Here is a 26,012-nt window from a genome sequence, read left to right as displayed (position 1 = left end):
TCAGCCGTTCGGGTCGCGGTGGCGGGCGACGGAGGGGCCACGTTCGTACCAGCCCTTGCTCGCGTTCACGATCTTCACCACCGAGAGCATGACCGGCACCTCGATCAGGACGCCGACCACGGTGGCGAGCGCGGCGCCGGAGGAGAAGCCGAACAGGCCGATGGCGGCGGCGACCGCGAGTTCGAAGAAGTTGCTGGCGCCGATCAGTGCCGAGGGCGCGGCGACGCAATGCTGCTCGCCCGCCGCGCGGTTCAGCAGATAGGCGAGGCCTGAGTTGAAATAGACCTGGATCAGGATCGGCACCGCCAGCAATGCGATGATCAGCGGCTGGGCGATGATCTGCTCGCCCTGGAAGCCGAACAGCAGCACCAGCGTCGCCAGCAGCGCGACCAGCGAGGCGGGCTGCAGGCGTGCAAGCAAACGTGCGAGTCCCGCCTGTCCACCGCGCGCCAGCGCCGCACGGCGCACGAGCTGGGCCAGCACCACCGGCACGAGGATGTAGAGCACGACCGACAGGATCAGCGTCTGCCACGGCACGACGATGGCGGAGAGGCCGAGCAGCAGACCCACGATCGGCGCGAAGGCCACGAGCATGATCGCGTCGTTCAGCGCCACCTGCGTCAGCGTGAAGTCGGGCTCGCCGTCGGACAGGTTGCTCCACACGAACACCATTGCGGTGCAGGGCGCCGCCGCCAGCAGAATGAGGCCGGCGATGTAACTGTCGATCTGGTCGGCCGGCAGCCACGGCCGGAACAGATGGCCGATGAACAGCCAGCCCAGCGCCGCCATCGAGAAGGGCTTGACCGCCCAGTTGATGAACAGCGTCACGCCGATCCCGCGCCAGTGCCGGCGCACCTCGGCGATGGCCGCGAAGTCGACCTTGACCAGCATCGGCACGATCATCAGCCAGATCAGCGCCGCGACCGGCAGGTTCACATGCGCCACTTCCGCCGCGCCGACGGCATGGAACGCCTGCGGGAACAGGTGCCCCAGCCCGATGCCCACGACGATGCAGGCGGCGACCCAAAGGGTCAGGTAACGCTCAAAAAGGGACATCTCGCCGTCTCCCGCTCCCCCGCCCGGCCCATTGCCCGTCGACTCCCGCCGGCCGGCCGCGTAATACCTATGTCACATAATTGGACTATTCGAGAACTATGGAATCGTCGGACGTAGCTGCCGGATTTGCTGCCCTTTCGCAAGAGACCCGCCTCAACCTGATGCGGCTTCTGGCGAGCAAGGGGGCGTCCGGCATGGCGGCCGGCGAACTCGCCAGCGCGCTGGGGCAGGTGCCCTCGACGCTGTCGTTCCATCTGGCCGCTCTCGAACAGTCCGGCCTCGTCCAGTCCACCCGGCAGGGCCGCAACATCATCTATGCGGTCCGCTTCGCCGGCCTGCGCGCGCTCTTCAGCTTCCTGACCGAGACGTGCTGTGGCGGACGACCGGACCTCTGTGGCGACCTGGCGCGACTCCTCCCCGAGGATCAACCCGAGGTTCACATGACTCCCGCCTTCAACGTCCTCTTCCTGTGCACGCACAACTCCGCCCGATCCCTCATGGCCGAGGCGATCCTCGGGCAAGTGGGCAAGGGCCGCTTCAACGCCTACTCGGCCGGCTCCGACCCGGCCGGACAGCCGATGCCCGAGGTGCTCGCCAAGCTCCGGGTCCTCGGTCATCCGGTCGACGGGCTGCGCTGCAAGTCGTGGGACGAGTTCACCGGACCGGATGCGCCGCGCATGGATTTCGTCATCACGCTCTGCGACATCCTGCAGGGCCAGCACTGTCCCGACTTCGGCGAGCGGCCGGTGACGGGCGCGTGGCCGCTGCCCGACCCCGCCAAGTTCATGGGCTCGGAGATCGAGCGCGCGACGATGATCAACGAGCTCTACGGCATGATCCGCCGGCGCCTCGAGATCTTCGTCAACCTGCCCTACGCCTCGCTCGACCGGATGGCGCTGAAGAAGCGGCTCGACGAGATCGGCGATTCCGCCCGCGTGCCGGCCTAGGAGCAGAGACGGCGATGAAGATCGGCATCAACGGCATGGGCCGCATGGGGCGGCTGGCGCTGCGCGCGGCGCTGGGCGGCATCCCCCGGCCCGCCGACGATCCGCGGCGCGACAACCGCCTCGAGGTCGTCCATCTCAACGAGATCAAGGGCGGCGTGGAGGCAACGGCGCATCTCCTCGAGTTCGACAGCATGCACGGCCGCTGGCACACCTCGTTCGAGGTCGATCGCGATCGTGGCCTCGCGGTCGGCGGCACCTATCTGGGCTTCAGCGCCGCAGCCGTGCCGGGCGACGTCGCCTGGGGCGATCTCGGCTGCGAGATGGTGCTGGAATGCACCGGCAAGTTCCTGAAGCCCGAGCAGCTGCAGGCGTATTTCGACCGCGGCGTGAAGAAGGTGATCGTGGCCGCGCCGGTCAAGGACGAGCGCGCGCTGAACGTCGTGGTCGGCGTCAACGATCGGCTCTACGAGCCCGACCGGCACCATCTGCTGACGGCGGCTTCCTGCACGACCAACTGCCTCGCGCCCGTGGTCAAGGTTGTGCATGAGCAGATCGGAATCCGGCACGGCCAGATCACGACCATCCATGCGCCGACCAACACCAATGTCGTGGTCGACGCGCCGCACAAGGACCTGCGCCGCGCCCGCTCGGCGATGCTCTCGCTGCAACCGACGACGACCGGCAGCGCCACGGCGATCACGGTCATCTATCCCGAGCTGAAGGGAAAGTTGAACGGCCATGCGGTACGCGCGCCGGTGCTGAACGCCAGCCTCACCGACTGCGTGTTCGAACTCTCGCGCGCGACTACCGAACAGGAGGTCAACGATCTCTTTCGCGCGGCGGCGCACGGACCACTGGCCGGCATCCTGGGCTTCGAGACGCGTCCCCTGGTCTCTGCCGACTATTGCAACGACACGCGCAGCTCGATCGTCGACGGGCCGAGCACGATGGTGACCGACGGCACGCTGCTCAAGGTCTATGCCTGGTACGACAACGAGGTCGGCTATGTCTGCCGCATGGTCGATCTCGCCCGCCAGGTGATCGACGCGGGCCGGTGATGGCAACGTCGGCGCGCAACTACCTGGTCGTCACGGCCTCCTACTGGGGCTTCACGCTGGTCGACGGCGCGCTGCGCATGCTGGTGCTGCTGCACTTCTTCAAGCTGGGCTACTCGCCCTTCACGCTGGCCTTCCTGTTCCTGCTCTACGAGTTCGCGGGCATCGTCGCCAATCTCGCGGGCGGCTGGCTGGCGACGCGCTTCGGCATCCCGCGCATGCTGATGACCGGCCAGGTGCTGCAGATCGCGAGCCTGCTGCTGCTCTCGGCGCTCGATCCCGCGTGGACCGCCATCGTCTCCATCGCCTGGGTGGTCGCAGCGCAAGGCATCGCGGGACTGGCCAAGGACTTCACCAAGACCGCGTCGAAGTCGGCCATCAAGGCCACGGCCGGCGACGGCGCGGGGCGTCTCTTCAAGTGGGTGGCGTGGTTCACCGGCTCGAAGAACGCAATGAAGGGCATCGGCTTCTTCCTGGGCGGGCTGCTGCTCGACGCGGTGGGCTTCCGGCCCGCGCTCTGGCTGATGGCGGGCCTGCTGCTGGTCGTGCTCGTCGCCGGGCTGGTGCTGCTGCCGCGCGAGCTCGGCAAGGCCAAGGCCTCGAAGTCGATGCGCGAGCTGTTTGCCAAATCGGCCGGCGTGAACCTGCTGGCGGCGGCGCGCATCTTCCTGTTCGGCGCGCGCGACGTCTGGTTCGTCGTCGGCCTCCCGGTGTTCCTCTACGCTTCGGGCTGGCGCTTCGTGGAAGTGGGCGCCTTCCTCGCCGCCTGGACGATCGCCTATGGCGGGCTGCAGGCGGTGGCGCCCGCACTCGTGACGCGCAGCGACGACGGTCTCAGCCGCGAAGTGCCGGGCGCGCGCCTGTGGGCGGGCCTCCTGCTCGCCGTGCCGCTGGCGATCGCCCTCCTGCTCGCCCAGCCGACGGGACTGCGGCCCGATCTCGTCGTCACCGCGGGGCTCGCCCTGTTCGCGCTGCCCTTCGCGGTCAACTCCTCGCTGCACTCCTACCTGATCCTGGCCTATGCCGGCTCGGAGAAGGCCGCCGAGGATGTCGGCTTCTACTACGCCGCCAACGCCGCCGGCCGGCTGGCCGGCACGCTGCTCTCGGGACTCTTCTATCAATGGGGCGGCATCGCGGGCTGCCTTCTGGCGTCGGCGGCGATGCTGCTCGCCTGCTGGATCGTCACCTTCCTGCTGCCGTCCCGGCGCGGCGACGTGCCCGGCCCGCGGACGGCCTGACACCCGTCGCACCCGCGCCGCGCCGCCTTGCGCTGGCGCAAGGCGCGGGTCCGATTGCCGTGGTCCAAGTCACGATTGTCACGGGCCTTCCGGCAGGCCGTTCACGCTCGGAGCGAACACATGCCTTCCGCGATCACGCTCAGCCTCCTCGCGAGTCCCACGCGCCACCTGTTCTTCACCGGCAAGGGCGGCGTCGGGAAGACGACGCTGGCCTGCGCCACCGCCCTCGCGCTGGCCGACCGGGGCCGGTCCGTCCTGCTGATCAGCACCGACCCGGCATCGAACCTCGACGAGATGTTCGCCACGACGCTGTCGAACGAGCCGCGGCCGGTGCCGGGCGTTCCCCGCCTGTCGGCGATGAACATCGATCCGGAAGCCGCCGCGGAATCCTATCGGCTTCGCGTCCTGGCGCAGCTCGGCGCCGAGGTCACAGACGCCGAACGCGAGTCCGTGCGTGAACGGCTTTCCGGCGCCTGCACGACGGAGATCGCCGCCTTCGACGAGTTCGTGGGCCTTCTGGCCACCCGCGTCGACGCGTTCGATCACGTCGTGTTCGACACCGCGCCCACCGGGCACACGCTGCGCCTCCTCAGCCTGCCCCGCGCCTGGACCGGCTTCCTCAAGGGCAACGATCGCGGCGCTTCGTGCCTCGGCCCGCATTCCGGCCTCAAGATGCAGGAGGAGAGATTCAAGGCAGCACTCGCCACGCTGGGCGACCCGAAGAGCACGACGATCGTGCTGGTCAGCCGCCCGGACCGCGGCGCCATGCGCGAAGCGGCGAGGACCAGCGCCGAACTGCGGGCGCTCGGCCTCACCAACCAGCATCTCGCCATCAACGGCGTCTTCGCCGCGACGGATCGCGGCGATGCGGTCGCACGATCGATCGAGGCGCTCGGCGAGCAGGTCCTCGCCGCGTTGCCCGAGGCGCTGCGGAGCCTGCCGCAGGACCGCGTACCGCTACGGTCCTTCGACATGGTGGGGCTGGACGCACTGCGACAGGTCCTCGCCGGCGAGCCGCAACTCCGCATCGAAGCCGTCGCCGACGCGGAGCCAGCCGCGGCAGCGGCGATTCCGGCGCTGGGCCGGCTGGTCGACGAACTCGCCGCGGCCGGCCGCGGGCTGATCATGGTCATGGGCAAGGGCGGCGTGGGCAAGACGACCATCGCCGCCGCGCTCGCGGTCGGCCTGGTGAAGCGCGGGCACAGCGTTCACCTCAGCACGACCGATCCGGCCGCCCATCTCGCCTCGACAATCGAAGCGACGATGGAAGGCCTGCGGGTCGACCGCATCGATCCGCGCGAGGAAACGCAGCGCTACGTTGCGCGGGTCATGGCGTCCCGCGCCGCCGATCTCGACACGGCGGGGCTCGCCCTGCTGCGCGAGGACCTCGCTTCGCCCTGCACGGAGGAAGTCGCGGTCTTCCATGCCTTCTCGCGAATCGTGATGGAGGCACGAAGCGCTTTCGTCGTGCTCGACACCGCGCCGACCGGCCACACGCTGCTGCTGATGGACGCGGCCGGCGCCTATCATCGCGAGATGATCCGCAGCGTCGGCGCAGGCGGCAGCCCGGCCGCGGGACGGATCGTGACGCCCCTGATGCGGCTTCAGGATCCGGACTATTCGCGGATCGTGCTGGTCTCGCTGCCGGAGACGACGCCGGTTTCGGAAGCCGCCGCGCTGCAGGAGGATCTGCGCCGGGCAAACATCGAGCCCTACGCATGGGTCATCAACCGCAGCCTGGTGGGGAGCGGGACACGCGATCCCCTGCTCGTCCGGCGCCTGCGCGGCGAGCGCGCACAGATCGACCGGGTCCGGCAGGGCCTCGCGCGGCGACTCTACATGCTGCCCTGGCAGGCGGCCCCGCCCGAGGGGCCCACGGCCTTGGCAGGCCTCGTCGTCTAGAACGGTGCAGACTCCGCCCATCCACCGACGCCTCGTAGTATTTCCAAGATTCTAGAAATATGGTTTGACTCTCCGGGCGCCGTGCCTACATTCGACAGTATGAAACTCGACGACGCCGCCGCCCGGCTCGAAGCGCTGGGCAATCCGACCCGCCTGAAGATCTATCGCGCCCTGGTGCGGGCCGGTGCCGAGGGCATGCCGGTCGGCCGGCTTCAGACCAAACTCGACGTCGCCGCCTCGACCCTCTCGCATCACATCAAGTCGCTGGTGATCGTGGGCCTCGTCACGCAGGTGCGCGAAGGTGCGACGCTGGTGTGCCATGCCAACTACGAGCTGATGCACGAGTTGCTGGGCTACATGGCCGAGCAATGCTGCGCCGACGGTGTCTGCCCGCCCAACGTGGCGGCGCGCGTCGCCTAGATGACGATTTTGTTGCGCCCAGTCCTTCCAATATTCTAGAAGTATAGGAGATCAGACATGCCCGATTCGATCACCCGTCCGAAGACGGTCGCCGTCATCGGCGCCGGCCCCGTCGGCCTCGCCGCTGCCGCGCATCTTCTGGAGCGCGGGCTGGAGCCCGTCGTGCTCGAGGCAGGTTCCTCGGTCGGCCATGCGGTGCGCCAGTGGCGCCATGTCCGCATGTTCTCGCCCTGGGAATACAATATCGACAAGGCGGCGGAGCGGCTGCTGGCGGGCGCCGGCTGGAACCGGCCGCAACCCGACCACTATCCGACCGGCGCGGAGCTGGTGGAGCAGTATCTCGAACCGCTGGCGACGCGCACGCCGCTCAAGGACCGCATCCGTACCCAGAGCCTGGTGACGGCGATCGGCCGCGCCGGCTTCGACAAGGTGAAGACGAAGGGCCGTGACGCCGCGCCGTTCGAGATCCGCTACCAGAACGGCAAAGGCCCCGAGGTGCTGCGCGCCGACGCCGTCATCGACGCCACCGGCACCTGGTTCTCGCCCAACCCCGCCGGCGCCAACGGCCTGCCCGCGGTCGGCGAGCACGAGGCGCAGGACCGCATCGCCTACGGCATGCCCGACGTGCTAGGCCGCGACCGCGCGCGCTATGCCGGGCGCTGCGTGGCCGTGCTGGGCGCCGGCCATTCCGCCGTCGGCACACTGATCGACCTCGCCCGGCTGAAGGACGAGGTGCCAACGACCGAGATCGTCTGGCTCTTGCGCGGCGAGTCGCCGGAGAAGTCGTTCGGCGGTGGCGCGGCCGACCAGCTCTCGGCGCGCGGCGCGCTGGGCACCGCCTTCGCCAACCTGGTGACGAGCGGCCGCATCCAGACCGAGAGCGGCTTCCGCGTGAACCGCATCGCGCGCGAGGGCGAGCGCATCATCGTCGCGGCCGCGGGCTGCCCCGGTCGCCACGTCGCGGTCGACGAACTCGTCGTCTCGACCGGCTTCCGGCCCGACCTCGACTTCCTGCGCGAGATCCGGCTGTCGCTCGATCCCGCGCTCGAATGCCCGCCGGCGCTGGCGCCGCTGATCGATCCCAACGAGCATAGCTGCGGCAGCGTGCGCCCCCACGGCGCGCGCGAGCTGGCCCAGCCCGAATCCGGCTTCTACTTCGCCGGCATGAAGTCCTACGGCCGCGCGCCCACCTTCCTGATGATGACGGGCTACGAGCAGGTCCGCTCGATCGCCGCCGAGATCGCGGGCGACCATGAAGCCGCGCGCAAGGTCGAACTGGTCCTGCCGGAAACCGGCGTGTGCAACGGTGCCCCCGCATCGCTCACATCAGCGCTCGCGGGTACCGCCGCCGCCGCATCGGGCTGCTGCGGACCCGTGGCCACCTCCGGCTGTGCCGCGCCCGCCGCCACCACCACCGCGTCGAGCTGCGGCGCGCCCGCCAAGCCCGCCGCGCAGGCCACGGGCTGTTGCGGCCCTAAAGTCCAGTGATCGCACCGGGCCTCGATGCATAACAGTCGATTCCTGACCGTTGTCGTCCTGGGATCGACACAGACCCTGGCCTGGGCCTCGAGCTACTACCTGCCCGCGATCATCGCCGACAGGATCGCCGGCGATACCGGCGTGTCGACCAACTGGGTGTTCGGCACCTTCTCGGCCTCCCTCGTCCTGTCGGCCCTGCTCGGGCCGAAGGTCGGGCGGGCGATCGATCGCGCCGGCGGCAACGGCGTGCTCGCGGCGTCGAGCGTGCTGTTCGCGACCGGCCTCTGCCTGCTCGCCGCAGCGCACTCGCTCGCGCTGCTGGTCGCGGCGTGGATCGTCATCGGCATCGGCATGGGCCTCGGTCTCTACGATGCCGCCTTTGCCGTGCTCGGCCGCCTCTACGGCATGGCGGCGCGCAAGCCGATCACCGGCATCACGCTGATCGCGGGCTTCGCCAGCACCATCGGCTGGCCGCTCACCGCCTGGGGCGCCGCCACGCTGGGATGGCGCGAGACCTGCCTCCTGTGGGCCGCCGTGCATCTCTTCGTCGGCCTGCCGCTCAATTACTGGATGCTGCCGCGCCCCGCGGGACTCGCAGTCGGCCCGGCAGGCAAGGCGGCTTCGGTCGAAGCCGTGCCGCTCGACCGCACGATGATCCTGCTGGCCTTCGCCTTCTCGGCGGTCTGGATCGTGTCGGCCGGCATGGCCGCGCACTTCCCGCGCATCCTCGAAGCGGCGGGCGCCTCGCCGGCACAGGCCATCGCCGCCGGCGTGCTGATCGGCCCCGCGCAGGTCGCCGCGCGTCTGCTCGAAGCCGGACCGCTCGGCCGCTTCCATCCGCTGACCTCGGCGCGGCTCGCCTGCGTGACCCATCCCATAGGCGCGGCCGTCATCCTGGCGGCGGGCGGCGGCGTCGCGGCCAGCGCCTTCGCCGTGCTGCACGGCTCGGGCAACGGCATCCTCACCATCGCGCGCGGGACGGTGCCACTCTCGCTCTACGGCCCGGCCAACTACGGCTATCGACTCGGCATCCTCGGCGCACCCTCGCGCTTCCTGTCGGCCGGCGCGCCCTTCGTGTTCGCCCTCTTGATCGACCGGCTCGGCGCCGGGGTCCTGTTCGTTTCCTCCGCTCTGTGCGTCGCGGCGTTCGTGGGTCTCTGGATGATCCGCCAGCCTGCGGCGCAGGCGAACCATGGCGACTGACCAGTCAAAACCCTCGGCGCGGCGCGGCATGTTCGTCGCGATTGCTTCCCTGATCGGCGTCTTCGCCACGACGCCCGGCCAAACCGTCGGCGTCTCTGCCTTCATCGATCCGATCGCGTCGGACCTCGGGCTCGACCGCGGACAGGTCCTGATACTCTACAGCCTGGGCACGTTCCTGGGCATCCTGACGGCGCCCTTGATCGGCCGGCTCGTCGACCGCTTCGGTCCGCGCCGCCTGATCGTGCCGGTGGTCGCCGCGGTCGCCGGCGCCTGTGCCGTCATGAGCATGATCGGCAATGCTTGGTCGCTGGGCCTCGGCTTCCTGGTCCTGCGCGCTTCGGCCATTGCCGGGTTGAGCCTTGTCACCATGCAGATGGTCAATCTCTGGTTTGACCGCTTTCGCGGGCGCATCACGGCGCTGGCGATGATGGGGCTGGCGCTGGGCGGCCTCGTCATTCCACCGCTGGTCGAACCCATCATCCAGAGCGACGGCTGGCGAACGGCCTATCTGGCACTGGCCGGCGGCGTGCTGGCGATCATGCTCCCCGTTGGATTGGCATTCTATCGCAACAAGCCCGAAGACAACGGCAACACCCGCGATTTCGGCCGGCCGCGTGGCGGCAGAGCCATGCCGGCAATCGGCTTCACCTTGGCCGAGAGCGTGCGGACGGTCGCGTTCTGGTATTTCGGTTTCATCACCGTACTCTCCAACGGTGTCGGCACGGCGCTCATGCTCGACCATGTTCGCGCCATGGGCGAGGCGGGCCTCGCGCGCGACAGCGCCATCCACCTGCTGGGCGCGATGACCTTGGCCCAGGCGATCGCCACCCTGTGCAGCGGCGCGCTCGTGGACCGCCTCGGAGCCCGGCCGGTCGGGCTTCTTGGCCTCTGCTTCCTCGCCTTTTCCATCATCTGCCTGTGGACCCGGCCAACGCTCGGGGGCGGGACAGCCTACGCGGCCACGCTGGGTGCCATGATCGGCACCTTGCAGATCGTCTATTCGGCCGGGCTCGCCGAGTCCTTCGGCCTCAGGCACCTCGGGAGCATCCGCGGCACCCTGTTCGTGATCGGCGTGTCCGGCGCGGCAGCCGGACCGCTGGCGTTCCTGTGGTCCCCGCCGACGGCCTATACGGTTTTTCTGGGGTTCGCCGTCGTTGCTGCCACACTCGGCTTCGTCGACATGCGATCGGGAGGTAAGAAAAAGTGACGGAGACGGGAGGGATGAAATCGGGTGCACGCCTCGTCGCGGTCGTCTGCGCGGCGCAGATCTTCGTGCAGCTCGGCGCCGGCTTCTGGCCCGCGCTGCTGCCGCAGATGATGGAGCGCTGGAGCCTTTCCAACAGCGAGGCCGGCTGGATCACCGCCATCTTTTTCGGCGCCTACATGGTCTCGGTGCCGGTGCTGGTGACGCTCACCGACCGTGTCGACGCCAAGCGCATCTACCTGTTCGGCGTCGCCTGCACCGTGGCGGGGCACCTGCTGTTCGGGCTGACGGCCGACGGCTTCTGGTCGGCGATGGCCACGCGCGCGCTGGCCGGGCTGGGCTGGGCCGGCACCTACATGACCGGGCTGAAGCTGCTCGCCGACCAGGTGTCGCCCAAGCTGATGTCGCGCGCCGTCACCGGCCATGCCGCCAGCATCGGCATCTCGGGCGCGGCATCGTACCTGCTGGGCGACGTGCTGGCCGACCAGTTCGGCTGGCGCTCGGCCTTCGTGTTCTCGGCCGCGACCGCCTTCATCGCCTGGGTGATGGTGGCCTCGGTCGTGCCGTCGCGGCCAGCGCCGCAGGCATCGACGACGGGTAAATCGGCACCGGGCAAATCGGCGGGCGGCGGCCTGTTCGACTTCCGGCCGGTGATCCGCAACAGATCGTCCTTCGCCTACTCGGTCGTCTATTGCGTGCACACGCTGGAGATGAGCGCGCTGCGCGGCTGGGGCGTGGCCTTCCTCGCCTTCGTCGCCACCCATACCGGCCTCAAGGACGAGACGCTCTCGCCCGCCCTCGTCGTCACGGTGCTGGCGCTGCTCGGCACGCTGGCCAGCGTCGTGGGCAACGAGGCCTCGATCCGCTTCGGCCGCCGCCGCCTCGTCGCCACCGCGATGATCCTGTCGATCGGCTTTGCCGCCATCGTGGGCTTCGCGGGCTCGACCAGCTACTGGCTCGCGGTCGGCCTGCTGATCGCCTACGGCATGGTCGTGTGGCTCGATTCCTCGTCGGTGACGGCGGGCGCCGCCGGCAACGCCGATCCCGCGCGCCGCGGCGCCACTCTCGCGGTGCATTCGACGCTGGGCTATGCTGGCGGCTTCGTCGGCCCCCTCGTCGTCGGCTGGACCCTCGACCTCGCGGGCGGCATGTCGCCGATGGCCTGGGGCCTCGCCTTCGCCAGCATCGGCATGCTGATCCTGATCACGCTCGTCGCCTTCCTGATGATGCGCCCCGCGAATCTTGTAGGCGATCGCGTGCGGTAGCAGCGGGCGCCAAGTCCTCGCGCTGTTGCCACAATTCTCGATCGATCCCCGGCGCGTGCCGTTCCTGAAAGTCCGGACACACTCTCGCGAAGAGCTTCCCTAGTTCCTGTCTGTTCGCTAAGGGACAATGCGTAAATTTCGCAGTGGCTGCAGATAACAGCAGAGCTACGGCTGAGTGGAGTGTGTCATGAGTGAAGTCATCGTCGACGGTACTGCCGGACTGGCCGGCGAAAACGGTGCCACGGTCAACGCGCCCGGCACCGCCGGCGGCGCCGGCGGCAAGGCGACGGCCCCGAACTCCCTTCCGACCGACAACCGATCCATTGCGACAGCCAATGGCGGCGCCGGCGGCGCCGGCGGTAACGGTGCCGAGACGACCGGCGACTCGGGTGCGGGCGGCAAGGGCGGCTCGGCAATCTCCGCGGCGCGGGCCTGGATCAACGATCCGTCCCCGGTGACCGCCACGTCGACGGCCGCGGCGGGCGATGGCGGCGATGCCGGCGTGCCCGCTTCGGGCGGTCTTGGCGCTGCGGGCGGCGGCGGCGGCAGCGCCCGCGCGACGTCGACCGCGCGCAACACGGATGGCACCGCCCAGGCCACCAGCACGGCCACCGGCGGCAATGGCGGCAATGGAGCGATCGGCGGGTCGGGCGGCGCCGCCGTGGGCTCGACGGCCGAAGCGCGCGCCGGCGCCGGCCCCGGCATCGACGCACGCGCGACGGTGAACCAGACCGGGGGCAATGGCGGCGATTCGAGCGGCGCCAATGCCGGTGGAGTCGGCGCCTCCAGCACGCTGATCGATGCGGTTAGCGGCTCGACGCCAAACGGCGTGCTGATCTTGAGGCAGACCGCGACCGGCGGCGACGGCGGCACTGCGGGCGGCACGGGCATTGGCGGCCTGGCGGGCAACGGCACCTCGATGCTGAACTTCGACGACACGATCCAGGCTGACATCAGCAACATCGTGGAAGTCCAGGTGACAGGCGCGGGCGGCGATGGCGGCGACGGCCAGACCGGCCGCACCGGCGGCGCCGGCGCGGCAATCCTCGACGTTACCGCCGCCGGTTGGCTTTTCGGCGGCGCTGCAGCCGTCGGTGGCGATGCCGGCGCATCGGCTGCGGGCAACGGCTCGGCTGGCGGCAGCGCGACCGCCTCTGCGACGGGTCTCACAACCGCCGCAAGCGGCGTTTTCTCGATCGGTGCAAGTGCCCAGGGCGGCACCGGCGGAACGGCCAGCGGTGCAGGCCTAACCGGCGGCACCGGCGGCATGGCGGACGCCACCGCCTGTGTCGAGGCGGCGCTCAGCGACATGACGGCGATCGCGGCCCTCACGGGCGGCGACGGCGGCCTGGGTCTCGCCGGCGCCAACGGTGGCAGGGGCGCGTCCATCGACGCGACGAACACCGCTTCGGCCCGCCCGTCGACCTATTCTATCGGCCTCGAACAGTATGCAACGGGTGGCGACGGCGGCGCGGCGACCGGCGGCGGCTATGCCGGTATCGCGGGCTCCGCCTCTTCCAGCCTCGAGGGCGGGACCGCCACCAACCACAATGCAGCGCTGACCTCCATGGCCCAGGGCGGCAACGCCGGCAGCGTCGACACGGCGGGACGCAGCCGCACCGGCGGTTCGGCCCATGCCGACGCGACCGCCGAAGCCGTGAGTGTGGTGACGGCCAATACCCTGGCGACCGGAGGCGGCGGCAGCGACACCGCGGCCGGGACCGGCGGCAAGGGCGGCACGGCCGACGCTTCGTCGTCCGGCACCGGCTTCATCGTGACCGCGAACGTCACGGCGGTCGGCGGCAGGGGTGGCTCTACCCTCGGTACCAACCCCGTCACGGGCGGTGCCGGCGGCAGCGCCAGCGGCTCGGCCATCGCGAACGGCTCTGGCCTCGCGGCGGCGAATGTTGCCATCGTCGGCGGCGCCGGCGGCAACGGATCGGGCGCTGGCGAGTACGGCGGCATGGGGGCGAGCCTCACGAACGCCGGCACCGCCCAGGCCCTCTCGGACGCTACGGCAGCGGCCAACCTCACTCAGATCGGCGGCAACGGCGGCAACGGGTTGGCCGGCGCGGGCGGCGGCATGGGCGGCACCAGTACGCTCAGCACGGCCCTCACCAGCGGCGGCACCGCCAACCTCACCCTCAACCAGGGCGCAATCGGCGGCAACGGCGGCGATTCCGGCACCGCCGGCGTCTATGCCGGCCGCGGCGGCGCGGCGGCCTCCACCCTCACCCTCAACGATGCCGTCACCTACCAACTGGAAGTGAATCTCGCGGCGGCCGGCGGCAATGGCGGCGGCGGCATCGGGACTGCCCGCACCGGCGCCACCGGCACCGCCACCCTCGTCCTGTCGGCGACCAACCTGGTGCGCGGCAGCACCCTCGCGACCGGTGGCGACGGCGGCTCGGTCGACAGCACCGGTGTTGGCCACGGCGCCGATGGCGGCGTGGCCACGGCTTCGACGAATGTCAGCTCTTCGGGGACGGACCCCGACACCGGTGCGGTCTTCGCCTCTGCTTCCGCCCAGGGCGGCAGCGGCGGCAGCGGCGAGGGCGACGGCTTTTCCGGCGGCAGCGGCGGATCGGCCTCGGCAACCTCGCGCGGCACGTCCGATTTCGGCCTCGACGTCCTGGTCGGCGCCGAGTCGGCCGGCGGCGACGGCGGTTCAGGCAACGAAGGCGCCGACGGCGGCGCGGGTGCCGCCGTTTTCCAGAACGACGCCGTCTCCGGGTACAGCGCGGGTGGCGCCCTGATTCTGGGGCAGATCGCGGATGGTGGCTGGGGCGGCGACAGCACGGGCGGAGCGGCCGGCGCTGGCGGCTCCGCCACCTCTCTCCTGAGCTTCGACGCGAACGCGGAAGCGGAGTTGAGCAATTCGATCGACATGAGCGTGATGGTCCACGGCGGCCACGGCGGCATGGCCGCGGACACGACCGAGGCTGCCGGCAAGGGCGGCGACGCAAAGGCGACGGCCACCCTGCTCACGACGACCGAAGCTGGCGCCATTGCCGATGCACTCGGCGGCAGCGGCGGCGACGCCCTGCTGGCGGCGGATGCCGGCGCCGGAGGCTCGGCGGAAGGATCGGCTTCGGCCTCGGGCGCCGAGGCCGACGCCGAAACGGTGGCGCAGGGCGGCGACGGCGGCCACGTGGTCGACGCGTCGGGTGTCCGAGCGCCGGGCGACGGCGGTCGCGGCGGCGATGTCACGCTCGCGAGTGCCAATGCCAACGCAACCGGTACGACCGCGAGCGCCTCGGCATCGGGCATCGGCGGAAACGGCGGCGATGGAAGCGGCGCGGGACGTGCCGGCGGCGCAGGTGGCAGCGTGAGCGGCGTCACCGCGGATGCAGACGCCGTTACCGATGCATCGGCCAGCGTCCTCGCCATCGGCGGAGATGGCGGCCAGGGCCTGGACGGCGCCACGGGCGGCGACGGCGCAACGGTCGTGCTGGCCAATGCCGTGGAGGCGAGTGGAGACACCACTGTCACCCTTTCGCAGTCGGCCACGGGCGGACGCGGCGGCGCGAGCGACGGCGGAACCGGCGGCGCGGCCGGCCGCGCCTATTCGAACCTGAACCTGGTGAACGCCGGCGCCTCCTCCGTTTCCGTTTCGATCGAAGCGGCGGGGGGCGAGGGTGGCGACGGCAATGTCGGTCAGTCCGGCGGCCGTGCGACGCTCGACGGTGACGTCACGGCCTCCGCGCTGGAGAGCAACGGCAGCGCCACCGGCGGCGCCGGCGGCGACAGCAGCACGGCCAAGGGCGGGACCGGCGGCAACGCCATCGCGACCGTTTCGGCCAATGCCTCTGTCGGCGGTACCACCGTCGACGTCACTGCGCAGGGCGGCGCCGGCGGCGATTCGGCGATGGCGGGAATGCGCGGCGGCGCTGGCGGCTGGGCCATGGCGACGGCGGAGGGCATTGCGCAGACCAACGGCATCGTCGACGTGCGCGCCGAGCAGATCGGCGGCAACGGCGGCAATGGCTCGTCCGGCGCCGACGGCGGCGCCGGCCGGGCCAGTTCCATGACCGATGCGGTCTCGGGCGAGACCTCGGGCCATCTCGAACTCGAACAGGTCGCGACCGGCGGCCGCGGCGGCGACAGCAGCGGCGGCTATGCCGGGCTGGGCGGCGCCGCCAGTTCCATCCTGTCGGTGAACAAGACCACCGATGATCTTCCGACCGAGCTGAACGGCAAGACCCTGGCGGTTTCGGGAGACAACGGCAAAGTCATGTCGGGTACGGCAAACGGAAAGATGGGCGCCAACGCCCTCGCTTCCACGTCGATGACCGGTACCGACCAGGTTGCCGCCTTCGCCGAGGCGAGTGCCGGCGAGGGGACCACCACCGACCTCGGTCGCGCGGGCGCCGGCGGAGCAGCCGCCGCAAGTGCGTCGGCCATCTCCAACGCAACCGGCGCGACGCCCAGCACCGGGGCGACGGCCAGCGCACAGGGCGGCCGGGGCGGCGCGACCAACGCCACGCTCTCCGCGGGCGGCGCCGGCGGGGCGGCCGACGGCGTTACGGCCACGGCCACGGGCGGCTCCACGGCGACGGCCGCCGTCGCCGGCCGCGGCGGCGAGGGCGGCGCCGGGCCGACCGGCGGCAACGGCGGCACCGTGAGCAACCTGCTCGCGATCGCGACCGGCACCACGCAAGCCACGGCGACCGCGGAAGCCTGGGGCGGCCAGGGCGGCGATGGCGCCACGTCCGGGCGGGGCGGCAACGGCGCGAGCGTCAGCCTGACCGACTCGGCACGGGCCTTCACCGACGGCGGCGAGGCCACGCTCTCCCAAACTGTCTTTGCCGGCGGCGGCGGCGACGCGACCGACGGGCTGGGCGGCGACGGCGGCGACGCCTACTCGTCCCTGAGTTTCGACGATCAATCCGCACCCACGCACAGCGCCACCCTGGCCGTGGCTGCCTACGCCTTCGGCGGCGACGGCGGCATGGGCGTGGAGCGCGGCAACGGCGGCGACTCCGAGGCCCATGCGACAGTGCCCGGCGTGGAGAGCGGGCAGTTGGCCGAGGTCTCCGCGTATGCCGAGGCCGGCGACGGCGAGGTGGGCGGCAATGCCTTCGCCTTTGCCAGCGGCATGTCGACCCAAGCGAGCACGGCGGCGGCCACGGCCCATGGTGGTCGGGGCGACTCCGTTTCGGGCTCCGCCTGGGCGACCGCCTCGATGGACAGTGGCGCCGCCGGCCCGTCGACCGTCTCGGCGAACGCCTTCGCAGCCGGCTCGGTCGATGGCGACGTCGTGACCTCGATTTCCATCGAGCTGGATGGATCCGGCGACGGCCTGCAGACGGCGTCGGCCCTCGCCTCCTACGGCTACGACGCCGACCCGATCGATGCGACCCTGCTAGGCCATGTCACCGCCTCGCCCTCGTCCGCCGACGTCGATGCGATCCTGGACGGCAATCCGAACATCGCCACCGGCTTCTCGGACGCCACTTCGTACTTCGCGATCGTGGAACTGGGCGCGACGAGCGGCGCCAACGGCACGACCGACCAGACCGCCGGAGGCACCCTCGACTTCGTCGTCAACCTCTCGGCCCTGCCGGCGGTCGACAACCTGCTGATGGGCTTCTACGACGGGAATATCGAGCTCGACGGCTTCACGACCATGTCGTTCACCATTTCCGTCGACGGCGTCGAGGTCACCGACTTCGACTGGAACGACCCGGAGGATGCCCTCGCCTTCTTCTCGGACAACTTCGTCGACTACGGCCCGATCTCCGAACTCGACCTGAACGAGGATGGCTTGCTGGAGTTCAGCATCGCCTTCTCGATGGTGACGGCACCGATCGGAAACGGCTTCTTCGGCAGCATCCTGATCGGCGATCCGCCCCCCGCCCTCCCGGTCCTGCCCGAGGCGCCGCACGACTTTCTGCTGGTGTGATCGCCGACGTCACATTCTTCGTAGGTACGGGAACAAACCCAAGCCCTCGGGCGTTGCTCGCGCGGGTGTTTTAGCCGCGCGGGGAGTCCGGACTGTTTCCGGACGGTCGGCTTGGGAGTGTGGGCGATGGAAAAGACGTCGGTCCTCGTGCTGATCGCCGAGGACGAAGCGGAGATTCGCAATCTCCTGCAGGACACCTTCGAAGACGGCGGGTTCGACGTCTATCTCGTCTCGACCGGCGAGGAGGCGATCGCCGCGCTCGACGAACAGGGCGACAACCTCCGCGCCGTCGTGAGCGACATCAACCTGGGCGGAAAGGCCACCGGCTGGGACGTGGCGCGTCATGCCCGCCAGCTCAAGGCCGACATGCCGGTCGTCTACATGACGGGGACCGAGGGTTCCGACTGGGCCGCCCTGGGCGTGCCCAATTCCATCCTGATCACCAAGCCGTTCGCGCCCACGCAGGTGCTGACGGCGGTGTCGCAGCTCCTGAATGCGGCCAACACGGCCGCCCCGCCCGCCCCGGGAGACTGACGGGCGCGGACGGGCCGGCGTCAAAGTTGCGGGAACAGGCGCGGCCACCGGGGGGCTGACACCGGCATCGCCGCCGGGTTGCCCTCGATCATCTGCTCGACCGTGTCGACCAGCGCCCGCGGCGAGACCGGCCGCGTGAGCTGCGGTCGCAGCGCGTGTTCGCGCGGCAGCTCAGTCCCCTCGCCCACCATGAGGGCGAAGGGCACCTCCTCGGCGGCCAGCCAGTCGGCGACGGCGAAGGGCATGGCGGCGCGGCTGTCGGCGTCGATCACCGCCGCGTCGAGCAGGCCGCGCCGCACCAGCCGCTCGACCTCGCTCTGGCTGCCGGCGGGACCGACGATGCGATAGCCGGCATCGCGCAGCGCCTTCTGGAGATCGAGCGCGACCGGGATCTCGTCCTCGACGATCAGCACGCGGCCGCGCGGCGGCTGGTCGATCGTGAAGGGCTTCGCAAACGCTGGCGGGAAAACGGGAGCACCGTCGACCTGCGCCTGTGGGGCGAACAGGTCGGACGAACGATCGGGCCGGTAGGCTGCCGATCTCACGATCATGACGAACCTCCTTTCGATAATCGACGATGCACGGGCGACGATCGGCGGCACCGCCGTCCGGGGAGGCGACCGCCGCGCCTGCGCGACGGACGCCCCTCCCCCAACGCGGGCCTTCGCCCTTGCTTACCTACTGCCGGGTGATGCGCGGCGTGGCGCCGGACTCGATGCGGATCGCGCGCGCCTTCTTCTCCTCGGGGATCTCGCGCTTCAGCTCGATCGTCAGCAGGCCGTTGGCGAGGCCCGCGCCCACCACCTTGACGTGGTCGGCGAGCTGGAAGCGGCGCTCGAACTCGCGCGCGGCGATGCCGCGATAGAGATACTGCTTCTCCTCTGCGCCGGGCTGGGCCTTGCCGGTGACGAGGAGCTCGTCTTCCTTCTGGGTGATGTTGAGCTCGGCCTCGCCGAAGCCCGCGACCGCCATGACGATGCGGTAGCTGTCGTCGCCCGCCTTTTCGATGTTGTACGGCGGATAGCCCTGCGAGCCCTGGCTGACCGCCGAATCGAGCATGTGGAACACCCGGTCGAAGCCTACCGTGTCGCGATAGAACGGCGAGAAATCGAAAGTCGTACGCATGTTCATCCTCCACTCCTGAGCGATGGGTTTGCGAAGCGATCCCCCGCAGGGCGACCGCCGGGCGGCACGCTTTCAGCGCCGCCGGGAAACGATCTAGGTGAGCCCGAAAAAGGTTCAAGCGAGCGGGCGAAAAAAATTCATCCACCGCCGCCGGCGGGGCCGGCTCTCACTCGTGGGTGCCGCTCTCCCAGGCGATGGCGTGGCGGACGCCATGGGCCATGGCCTCGGGACGAGAGCCGAAGGTCTCGGTCGAGCGCTCGACCTCGACGGCGTCGTCGCGGCGCAGCACCCGCCAGCCGAACGGCCGGTCGGCCGCGCCGCCGCGCGTCACGTCGAGCCGGTAGCGGGTCGCTGCGATCATGCCTCGCGGGGCCCCGTCCGGCGAATGCGCTCGATCTCGGCCTGGAAACTGCCCGGGCCGCGCTCGGCGCCGACCGGCTTGGCCAAGGTCTCGAAATGGGCGCGGCCGCTCGCGGTCAGGCAGGGCCCGTCCTTGCCGTCGGTGACGAGGCGAAGGCCGCGCAGCCGCAGCATGTCCTCGCGCCGCAGCGTGCGCTCGGGCGATTCGCCGAAGGCGACGCGGCGCAGCGTGATCTCCTCGCTGGCCTCCAGGATGATGGGCTTGTCGGTCATGGCGGTCCCTCCTCGGGCGACGCGTCCGCGGCCGGAGGGCGCGCGCCGGGTTGCGCGAGCGGACGCGCCAATGGGAAAGACCCTAGGGCTTTGGCCCCCGCGCGGCAAACGGCCCGCCCCAAGTCCCGCCGCTGTGGCGCCCGCGCCACAGGCCCGCCGCTTCCGCCCACGCCCACGCAGCGGCGTGGCAACGCCGCGGAGTCTCCGTCGTTCACGGCAAAACGAACCGGGGATTTACCGCACATGGACGACAGCTCGCGCCAGCTTCTCTTTGGAACCTTCGCCTATCTTCTGGTCATCGGCGGTCTGATCGGCACGCTGGGCGCTGCATTCGGCGGGTGACGCAACCGTCGCGCGAACACGTGCCCGTCCTCTCGACAGGCCGGCGAACGGCGGTCTAACGTCCCGGCCACGGGAGGAGACCATGCCACTCACACGACGCACGTTCGGCGCCCTGGGGCTCGCGGCGCTGGCGCCTTTGCCCGTGCCTGGCCCCGTCCACGCGCAGGCCGCGCCGATGGAGCGCGTCACCGGCGACGACGGCCGCTTCACGATCGACCTGCCGCGCGGCTACACGACGAAGACGTCGCCACGTCCCGACGGCGGGACGATGCTGCAATACAGCTACCTGTGGAAGGACGCGGTCGGGCAATACAATGCCATCGATCTTGCGGTCGTCGATCCGCCGCCGGGCTCGACGAAGCGCATCGACGTGCAGGCGGCGCAGCGCGCCATGGCCGCTCGCTATCCCAACTCCTTCCTCGCCGACTATCGCGATGTCCGCAGCGGGCCTGCAGAGGGTGTCGCCTTTTCCATGACGGTCGCTTCCAATCGCGGCTTCGGCCCGCACACAATCGCCATGCGTGTCTACACGATGGACGGGCGGCTCTACGAGATGCTGGCCGCGACCCGGGTCGAGGACCGCAACGATCCCACCGTGATCGCCTTCCTGGACTCGCTGCGCATCCTGCGCTGAACCGAAGCGCGCTGTGTGCGTAACCGGACACAGCGACTCCGGCCGGCGCGCCTGGGTTGATATGACGGCGAAGACGGCGGCTAATGGGCTGCGTTCCCGCTCAGGGAGGCCCGCATGCAGGACTTCGTCCGCCAGAAGAACATCGAGAATTTCCGCAAGCAGCTCGCGGGGGACCAGCTCGACGCAGCGCAGCGGCGGTTCGCCGAGCGGATGCTGGCCGAGGAGCTGGCGAAGTTCGACGGACCGCGCATCCCGCGCTTCAAGGAAAAGGACGATCCCGGCGGTTCCGCATCCTGACGACGCACGCGAAGGCCCGGTTCCGGCCGCGCGGAACGATCTCCGGACTCCGGACAGGCAACGCTGCCAATCCCGCGGCGTTCACCCGCCATGTCAGCCAGACCAGCCGGGGCGGCGCCGCCGTCCGACGTCGACAAGCTCCGGCGCCATGTCCGCATCCTCGTGGAGCTGGGCCGTATGGCGGGCCATCACACCAACCCCGAGCGCTTCCTGGACCAGGCCGTCGTGCAGGTCGGGCGCGCCATCGAGATTCATCACGTCAAGATCCTGCGCTATCGCCGCGCCACAGCCGACCTGCTGATGGTGGCGGGCACCGGCTGGAAGGAGGGCGTGGTGCGATCCGCGACCTTCGCCTCGGACCTCAAGTCGCCGCCCGGCTGGAGCTTCCAGACCGGTGAGCCGATCTGCATCGAGGATTTCGACAAGGTGCCCGAGTTCGCGATCTCCCAGACACTGAAGGAGCACGACATCGTCTCGCTGGCCAACGTGCCGATCCTCACCGACGGCGCGGCCTGGGGCGTGCTCGAGGTCGACAGCACGGTGCATCGCGACTTCACGCAGGACTCGGTACAGTTCATGGTCGCGGCCGCGGCGATCATCGGCTCGCTGCTGCGCGACGACACCTCCTCGCGCGGCGAGGCGGCGGCGCTGGCCGAAGCGGCGGCGCAGGCGCAGCACCGCGAGATCCTGCTGCGCGAGCTGCAGCACCGGGTGAAGAACAACTTCCAGCTCATCCTGGCCTCGATCGGCCTGCAGAAGCGCCGCTTCCCCGAGGGCGAGACGCATCGCGCGCTCGACCACATCACCAACCGCATCAACGCCATCTCGCTCGCCCACGACCAGCTCGCGCCGCGCCAGGACATGCAGGCGGTCGACGTCGCGCGCTACCTGCGCGCGCTGTGCGCCTCGATCGAGCAGCAGGTCGAGGACGTGGCGCTCGATATCGAGGCCGACGAGGTCGAACTCTCGATCGACCGCGCCGTGCCGCTCGGCCTGATCCTGAACGAGGCCGCCACCAACAGCGCCAAGCACGCCTTCCCCGCTCATGCGGGGGGCAGCGGCGGCCGCATCACCATCAAGCTGAAGGCCGGCATCGGCTTCGGCGAGGGCCGCCTCACCGTCTCCGACAACGGCCAGGGCATCCAGAAGAAGAACCCGACCGGCTCCGGCCTCAAACTGATCGAGTCCCTCGCCCGCCAGATCGGCGGCCAGGTCGAGATCGAAAGCTCGTCCTCCGGCACGACGACGATGGTGACATTCCCGATCATCAGTTGATGGGGGTGGCCGGGACGCGACGAAACATCAGTCGTCGTACCGAGTTAAGGATCCCTCACATGGAGGAGCAAGCCGACACGCTTCTGACGCCGAGGCGCGGATAGCCGCCGCCCCGCAACCCCGCCGCCATCCGCACGTTGCCGCGCATCAGGAATGGAAAAGCCCGCCTTGGCCTGGAGAGCCGCCCACGAGGGCGCTCGCTCACACATGGGCCGGAGGTATGGAAATGCTGAGGATTTCGGGACTTGTCATTGCGGTGGGCCTCGGCCTGATGGCTGCGGCCTGCCAGAACGACGGCATGGGCCCGCAGGGCGCCTACAACAACGGCTATAACAGCCCGCCGCCGCCGCGTTACGGGCAGCAGCAGCCCAACCCCTATTACGGCAACCAGCAGCAGCCCAATCCCTACTATGCCAACCAGCAGCAGCAACAGCAGGGCTATCCGGGCACCTACAACCAGGCCGACGGTCGGCGCTACACCACCGTGGCGGTGACCAACCGCGGCCAGAACGGCAACCGCGACGAAGTCGTGGCCCAGCAGGTCGTCTGCGGCAGCTCCTATTACGACGGCTACCGCAACCGCACCGCCCCGCGCTGCTAGGGCTGGCGACGGCCGATACCGACACCGACATGACGTGAAACGGGGCGCTCCTCGGCGCCCCGTTGCTGCGAGTCCCGCATTGCCAGAGATGGGGGCGGTCGACGTTGCGAGAAAAGCGAAAGGTCCCTCACTCCGTTCGGGATGCCCCCTGTTGCTTCATCGGCCCGTTGCGCCAGTTCAGACAATGTTGTCATCGGCGCACGGCGACCCTTCCGGCGAATCGGTCAGCGCGAGCCTCGCGAGGGAACCTTGGCGGTCAGCACGTCGAGCAGGAGCTGGTTGGGAAAGCGGCGCTTCATGACGATGGCGTAGAAGCTTTCCGTCACGCCGGCGATGCGGCAGTGCTCGACGAGGACGCGGGCCTTCAGCTCGTCGCGCACGACGATGGGCGGCACCAGCGTCACGCCCTCGCGCTCGCGGGCGAGCAGGCGGAGCATCGCCATGTCGTCGACTTCCGCCAGGATCACTGGCCGGATGCCGGCGCGTTCGAGGATGCGGTCGAAGGCCACGCGGATGTCGCTGTCGAGGCTCGGCAGCAGCAGCGGCTCGGTGCGCAGGTCCTCGGGGAAGCGGAAGCGCCGCGCCGACTTCGCGCGCGGCCGGCCGACCAGGCTGACGGGCTGCTCGGCCAGCAGGTGGTTGCGCAAGAGCGAGCGCGCGTCGCGCGGGGCGGCGCTGTTGGCCAGCACCACGTCGATCTCATGCGCCTCCAGTTGCGCCAGCAGGTCGCGGATGTTGCCCGAGCGCACGATCAGCTCGACGTCGGGCCGGCCGACCAGCGGCCGCAGGAACTCGAGCTGGAAGTTGCGCGACAGCGTCGTGAGCGCGCCGACCCGCAGGACGCGGCGGCTGGCCGCCGGCTGGCCGCGGAGCGTGCTGAGCAGCTCCTCGCCCTGCTCGAACACCGTGTCGGCATAATCGAGCGCGATCTGTCCGGCCTCGGTCAGCACCAGCCGGCGGCCGACCCGCTCGAACAGCGGATGGCCCATCTGGCGCTCGAGCTTCTGGATCTGCACCGACAGCGCCGACTGCGACAGGTTCAGCCGCTCGGCCGCGCGCGTGAGGTTGCCCTGGTGCGCCACGGCCCAGAAGTAGCGCAGATGGTTGAAGTTGAGGTCCGGCATATCGTTCACTTAAAACGAACGATAACGACGGAACAATGAATTTTTCACGAACCGCCCGCCGCCCTACCTAGAGCCCCGACAGATCCATAACCCGATCCGCGCCTCCAGGGGACCGCCCGTGCCGCCCGCCCTCCCGCTCCTGCCCGTCCCCCTGCCGACCTCCGTGCTGTTGCTCCTGCTGCCGCTGTTCGTGCCGCTGCTCGCCGTCGCCTGGTTCGGCTTCGCGCAGGGCGAGCGCCGCCGGCCGCCGCATCTGCCGCGCCTGGCCGAGGCCGCCGCGCTGCTGGCGCTCACCGCCGCGCTGGCCGCCACGGTCGCGCTGATCGTGCTCGGGCCCGGCCGGCTCGGCCCCACGATGCGGCTGGATGCACTGAGCGCCACCATGCTCCTGCTGGTGACGTTCGTGGGCTGGATCGTCGTGCGCTTCGCCGGCACCTATCTCGACGGCGAGGCGCGGCAGGGTCCGTTCACCGGCTGGCTCTGCCTGACGCTCGCCGCGGTGCTGGCGCTGGTCGCGGCCAACAGCCTCGTGCAGCTCGTCGCCGCCTGGATCGCGACCAGCCTGCTGCTGCACCGGCTGCTGCTGTTCTATCCCGAGCGGGCGGCGGCGCAGCGGGCGGCGCGCAAGAAGTTCGTCACCGCGCGGCTGGGCGACGTGGCGCTCGGCAGCGCCGCGCTTCTGCTGGCGCTGGCCTACGGCACGGCCGACATCGGCACGATCCTCGCGGCGGCGCGGACGGGCGACGGCGGCGGGCTCGCGGTGGCCGCGGCCTGCCTGCTGGCACTCGCGGCGCTGCTCAAGTCGGCGCAGTTCCCCAGCCATGGCTGGCTGACCGAGGTGATGGAGACGCCGACGCCGGTCTCCGCGCTGCTCCATGCCGGCGTGATCAATGCCGGTGGCTTCCTGCTGATCCGCTTCGCCGACGTGATGCTGCTGGCGCCGGGCGCGCTCGCGGTGCTGGTGGTGGCCGGGGGCTTCACCGCCCTGTTCGGTTGCCTGGTGATGCTGACCCAGCCCGCGGTGAAGACCTCGCTCGCCTGGTCCACCGTGGCGCAGATGGGCTTCATGATCCTGCAATGCGGGCTGGCGCTGTTTCCGCTGGCGCTGCTGCACATCGTGGCGCACTCGCTCTACAAGGCGCACGCCTTCCTGGCCTCGGGCGTCGCGGTCGAACGGGTCGCGGCGATCCGGCGGCCCGGTCCCGTCGCGGTGCCCGATGCCGCCGCGGTGGCGCGGGCCTTCGGCGCGGCGCTCGCGGTCTACGTCGTGGTCGGCCTCGCCTTCGGGATCACGCACAACTCGCCGCAGGCCGCGGTGCTGGGCGGCATCCTGATCTTCGGCGTGGCCTACATGCTGGCGCAGGGCTTCGCCGACGCCGCGCCGCGCGCGCTGACACGGCGCACCGCCGTCTATGCGCTCGCGACCTCGGTCGGCTACTTCGCGCTGCACGCGGCCGCGGTCTTCGTCACCCAGGGCGTGCTGCCGGCCGCGCCCTCGCCGGGGCCACTCGAAGCGGGGCTGCTGGTGCTGGCGGTCGCGAGCTTCGGCCTGGTGGCCATCGTGCAGGCGATGTTCCCGCTGTGGGCCTATCACCCCGCCGCCGCCGGGCTGCGCGTCCATCTCTCCAACGGCTTCTATGCCAGCGCCCTGTTCGACCGGATCACCGGCGGCTGGCGCACCGAACACTCGGGGAGCGGCCGCGGGCGCCGCGACCGCGCTGCCGCCCGCCCCTGAGCCCGCACCGCCGCCCGACCGAACCACTATCAGATCGC

22 protein-coding genes are annotated in these 26,012 nt (G+C 70.3%); 16 read left to right on the top strand and 6 right to left on the bottom strand.

Annotation, left to right across the window (positions count from 1 at the left end):
- A complete protein-coding gene (arsB, locus tag KQ910_RS12895; protein WP_216960602.1) occupies positions 1-1,056 on the bottom strand; it encodes an ACR3 family arsenite efflux transporter in 1,056 nt (351 codons plus the stop codon).
- 98 nt (positions 1,057-1,154) lie between these two features.
- Between arsB and KQ910_RS12890 the strand changes: the two genes are divergently transcribed.
- The 11 genes from KQ910_RS12890 (at position 1,155) to KQ910_RS12840 (ending at position 18,208) form a co-directional block, all read left to right on the top strand.
- Positions 1,155-2,003 carry a metalloregulator ArsR/SmtB family transcription factor gene (locus KQ910_RS12890; protein ID WP_255560195.1) on the top strand — a complete coding sequence of 283 codons (849 nt, stop codon included), beginning with the start codon at positions 1,155-1,157 and terminating at the stop codon, positions 2,001-2,003.
- A gap of 14 nt (positions 2,004-2,017) precedes the next feature.
- Positions 2,018-3,061 (top strand): ArsJ-associated glyceraldehyde-3-phosphate dehydrogenase, encoded by a 1,044-nt coding sequence (locus KQ910_RS12885; RefSeq protein WP_216960599.1) that lies wholly within the window; start codon positions 2,018-2,020, stop codon positions 3,059-3,061.
- Positions 3,061-4,296 carry an organoarsenical effux MFS transporter ArsJ gene (arsJ, locus tag KQ910_RS12880; RefSeq protein WP_216960597.1) on the top strand — a complete coding sequence of 412 codons (1,236 nt, stop codon included), beginning with the start codon at positions 3,061-3,063 and terminating at the stop codon, positions 4,294-4,296. The genes KQ910_RS12885 and arsJ overlap by 1 nt, the downstream gene beginning before the upstream one ends.
- Before the next feature lie 120 nt (positions 4,297-4,416).
- Positions 4,417-6,198 (top strand): arsenical pump-driving ATPase, encoded by a 1,782-nt coding sequence (gene arsA / locus KQ910_RS12875; protein WP_216960594.1) that lies wholly within the window; start codon positions 4,417-4,419, stop codon positions 6,196-6,198.
- 99 nt (positions 6,199-6,297) lie between these two features.
- The gene (locus tag KQ910_RS12870; RefSeq protein ID WP_216960591.1) at positions 6,298-6,618 is read left to right on the top strand and encodes an ArsR/SmtB family transcription factor; all 321 of its coding nucleotides are present in this window, start codon (positions 6,298-6,300) and stop codon (positions 6,616-6,618) included.
- A gap of 57 nt (positions 6,619-6,675) precedes the next feature.
- Complete coding sequence (locus KQ910_RS12865; protein WP_229600393.1) at positions 6,676-8,106, top strand: FAD-dependent oxidoreductase; 1,431 nt, start codon at positions 6,676-6,678, stop codon at positions 8,104-8,106.
- Positions 8,107-8,121: 15 nt separating this feature from the next.
- Positions 8,122-9,300: an MFS transporter gene (locus KQ910_RS12860; RefSeq protein ID WP_216960588.1), complete on the top strand. Its 1,179-nt coding sequence runs from the start codon at positions 8,122-8,124 to the stop codon at positions 9,298-9,300.
- Complete coding sequence (locus KQ910_RS12855) at positions 9,290-10,507, top strand: MFS transporter (RefSeq protein WP_216960586.1); 1,218 nt, start codon at positions 9,290-9,292, stop codon at positions 10,505-10,507. The genes KQ910_RS12860 and KQ910_RS12855 overlap by 11 nt, the downstream gene beginning before the upstream one ends.
- Positions 10,508-10,521: 14 nt before the next feature.
- Positions 10,522-11,769 carry an MFS transporter gene (locus KQ910_RS12850; RefSeq protein ID WP_216960583.1) on the top strand — a complete coding sequence of 416 codons (1,248 nt, stop codon included), beginning with the start codon at positions 10,522-10,524 and terminating at the stop codon, positions 11,767-11,769.
- 187 nt (positions 11,770-11,956) lie between these two features.
- On the top strand, positions 11,957-17,674 hold the full coding sequence (locus tag KQ910_RS12845) for a beta strand repeat-containing protein (protein ID WP_216960581.1): 5,718 nt from the start codon (positions 11,957-11,959) through the stop codon (positions 17,672-17,674).
- Positions 17,675-17,800: 126 nt separating this feature from the next.
- Complete coding sequence (locus KQ910_RS12840; RefSeq protein WP_216960578.1) at positions 17,801-18,208, top strand: response regulator; 408 nt, start codon at positions 17,801-17,803, stop codon at positions 18,206-18,208.
- Between the two features lie 20 nt (positions 18,209-18,228).
- On the opposite strand, the gene KQ910_RS12835 is transcribed toward KQ910_RS12840, so the two are convergent.
- From KQ910_RS12835 to KQ910_RS12820, 4 genes are all read right to left on the bottom strand, one after another.
- The gene (locus KQ910_RS12835) at positions 18,229-18,759 is read right to left on the bottom strand and encodes a response regulator (RefSeq protein ID WP_216960576.1); all 531 of its coding nucleotides are present in this window, start codon (positions 18,757-18,759) and stop codon (positions 18,229-18,231) included.
- Between the two features lie 127 nt (positions 18,760-18,886).
- Positions 18,887-19,333 carry an Hsp20 family protein gene (locus KQ910_RS12830; protein WP_216960572.1) on the bottom strand — a complete coding sequence of 149 codons (447 nt, stop codon included), beginning with the start codon at positions 19,331-19,333 and terminating at the stop codon, positions 18,887-18,889.
- Positions 19,334-19,499: 166 nt separating this feature from the next.
- Positions 19,500-19,694: a hypothetical protein gene (locus KQ910_RS12825; protein WP_216960563.1), complete on the bottom strand. Its 195-nt coding sequence runs from the start codon at positions 19,692-19,694 to the stop codon at positions 19,500-19,502.
- Complete coding sequence (locus tag KQ910_RS12820) at positions 19,691-19,966, bottom strand: hypothetical protein (RefSeq protein WP_216960560.1); 276 nt, start codon at positions 19,964-19,966, stop codon at positions 19,691-19,693. Before KQ910_RS12820 ends, KQ910_RS12825 begins: the two co-directional genes overlap by 4 nt.
- 424 nt (positions 19,967-20,390) lie before the next feature.
- On the opposite strand from KQ910_RS12820, the gene KQ910_RS12815 reads away from it, so the two are divergent.
- The 4 genes from KQ910_RS12815 to KQ910_RS12800 all read left to right on the top strand — a co-directional run bounded on the left by KQ910_RS12815 (position 20,391) and on the right by KQ910_RS12800 (position 23,115).
- A complete protein-coding gene (locus KQ910_RS12815; protein WP_216960557.1) occupies positions 20,391-20,942 on the top strand; it encodes a hypothetical protein in 552 nt (183 codons plus the stop codon).
- Between the two features lie 114 nt (positions 20,943-21,056).
- Positions 21,057-21,239 carry a hypothetical protein gene (locus KQ910_RS12810; protein ID WP_216960554.1) on the top strand — a complete coding sequence of 61 codons (183 nt, stop codon included), beginning with the start codon at positions 21,057-21,059 and terminating at the stop codon, positions 21,237-21,239.
- A gap of 90 nt (positions 21,240-21,329) precedes the next feature.
- A complete protein-coding gene (locus KQ910_RS12805) occupies positions 21,330-22,514 on the top strand; it encodes a sensor histidine kinase (protein WP_216960551.1) in 1,185 nt (394 codons plus the stop codon).
- A 226-nt stretch (positions 22,515-22,740) separates the two neighbouring features.
- On the top strand, positions 22,741-23,115 hold the full coding sequence (locus KQ910_RS12800; protein ID WP_216960548.1) for a hypothetical protein: 375 nt from the start codon (positions 22,741-22,743) through the stop codon (positions 23,113-23,115).
- Positions 23,116-23,339: 224 nt separating this feature from the next.
- Here the strand turns inward: KQ910_RS12800 and KQ910_RS12795 are convergent, their stop codons facing one another.
- On the bottom strand, positions 23,340-24,239 hold the full coding sequence (locus tag KQ910_RS12795; RefSeq protein ID WP_216960545.1) for a LysR family transcriptional regulator: 900 nt from the start codon (positions 24,237-24,239) through the stop codon (positions 23,340-23,342).
- A gap of 163 nt (positions 24,240-24,402) precedes the next feature.
- On the opposite strand from KQ910_RS12795, the gene KQ910_RS12790 reads away from it, so the two are divergent.
- On the top strand, positions 24,403-25,974 hold the full coding sequence (locus tag KQ910_RS12790) for a proton-conducting transporter transmembrane domain-containing protein (RefSeq protein ID WP_216963815.1): 1,572 nt from the start codon (positions 24,403-24,405) through the stop codon (positions 25,972-25,974).
- Positions 25,975-26,012: the final 38 nt, after the last annotated feature.

The sequence above is a fragment of the Reyranella humidisoli genome, assembly GCF_019039055.1.
GTDB classification, from domain to species: Bacteria; Pseudomonadota; Alphaproteobacteria; order Reyranellales; family Reyranellaceae; genus Reyranella; species Reyranella humidisoli.
Note: the sequence above shows the minus strand (reverse complement) of the source record. Positions and strands in the feature narration are given on the sequence as shown.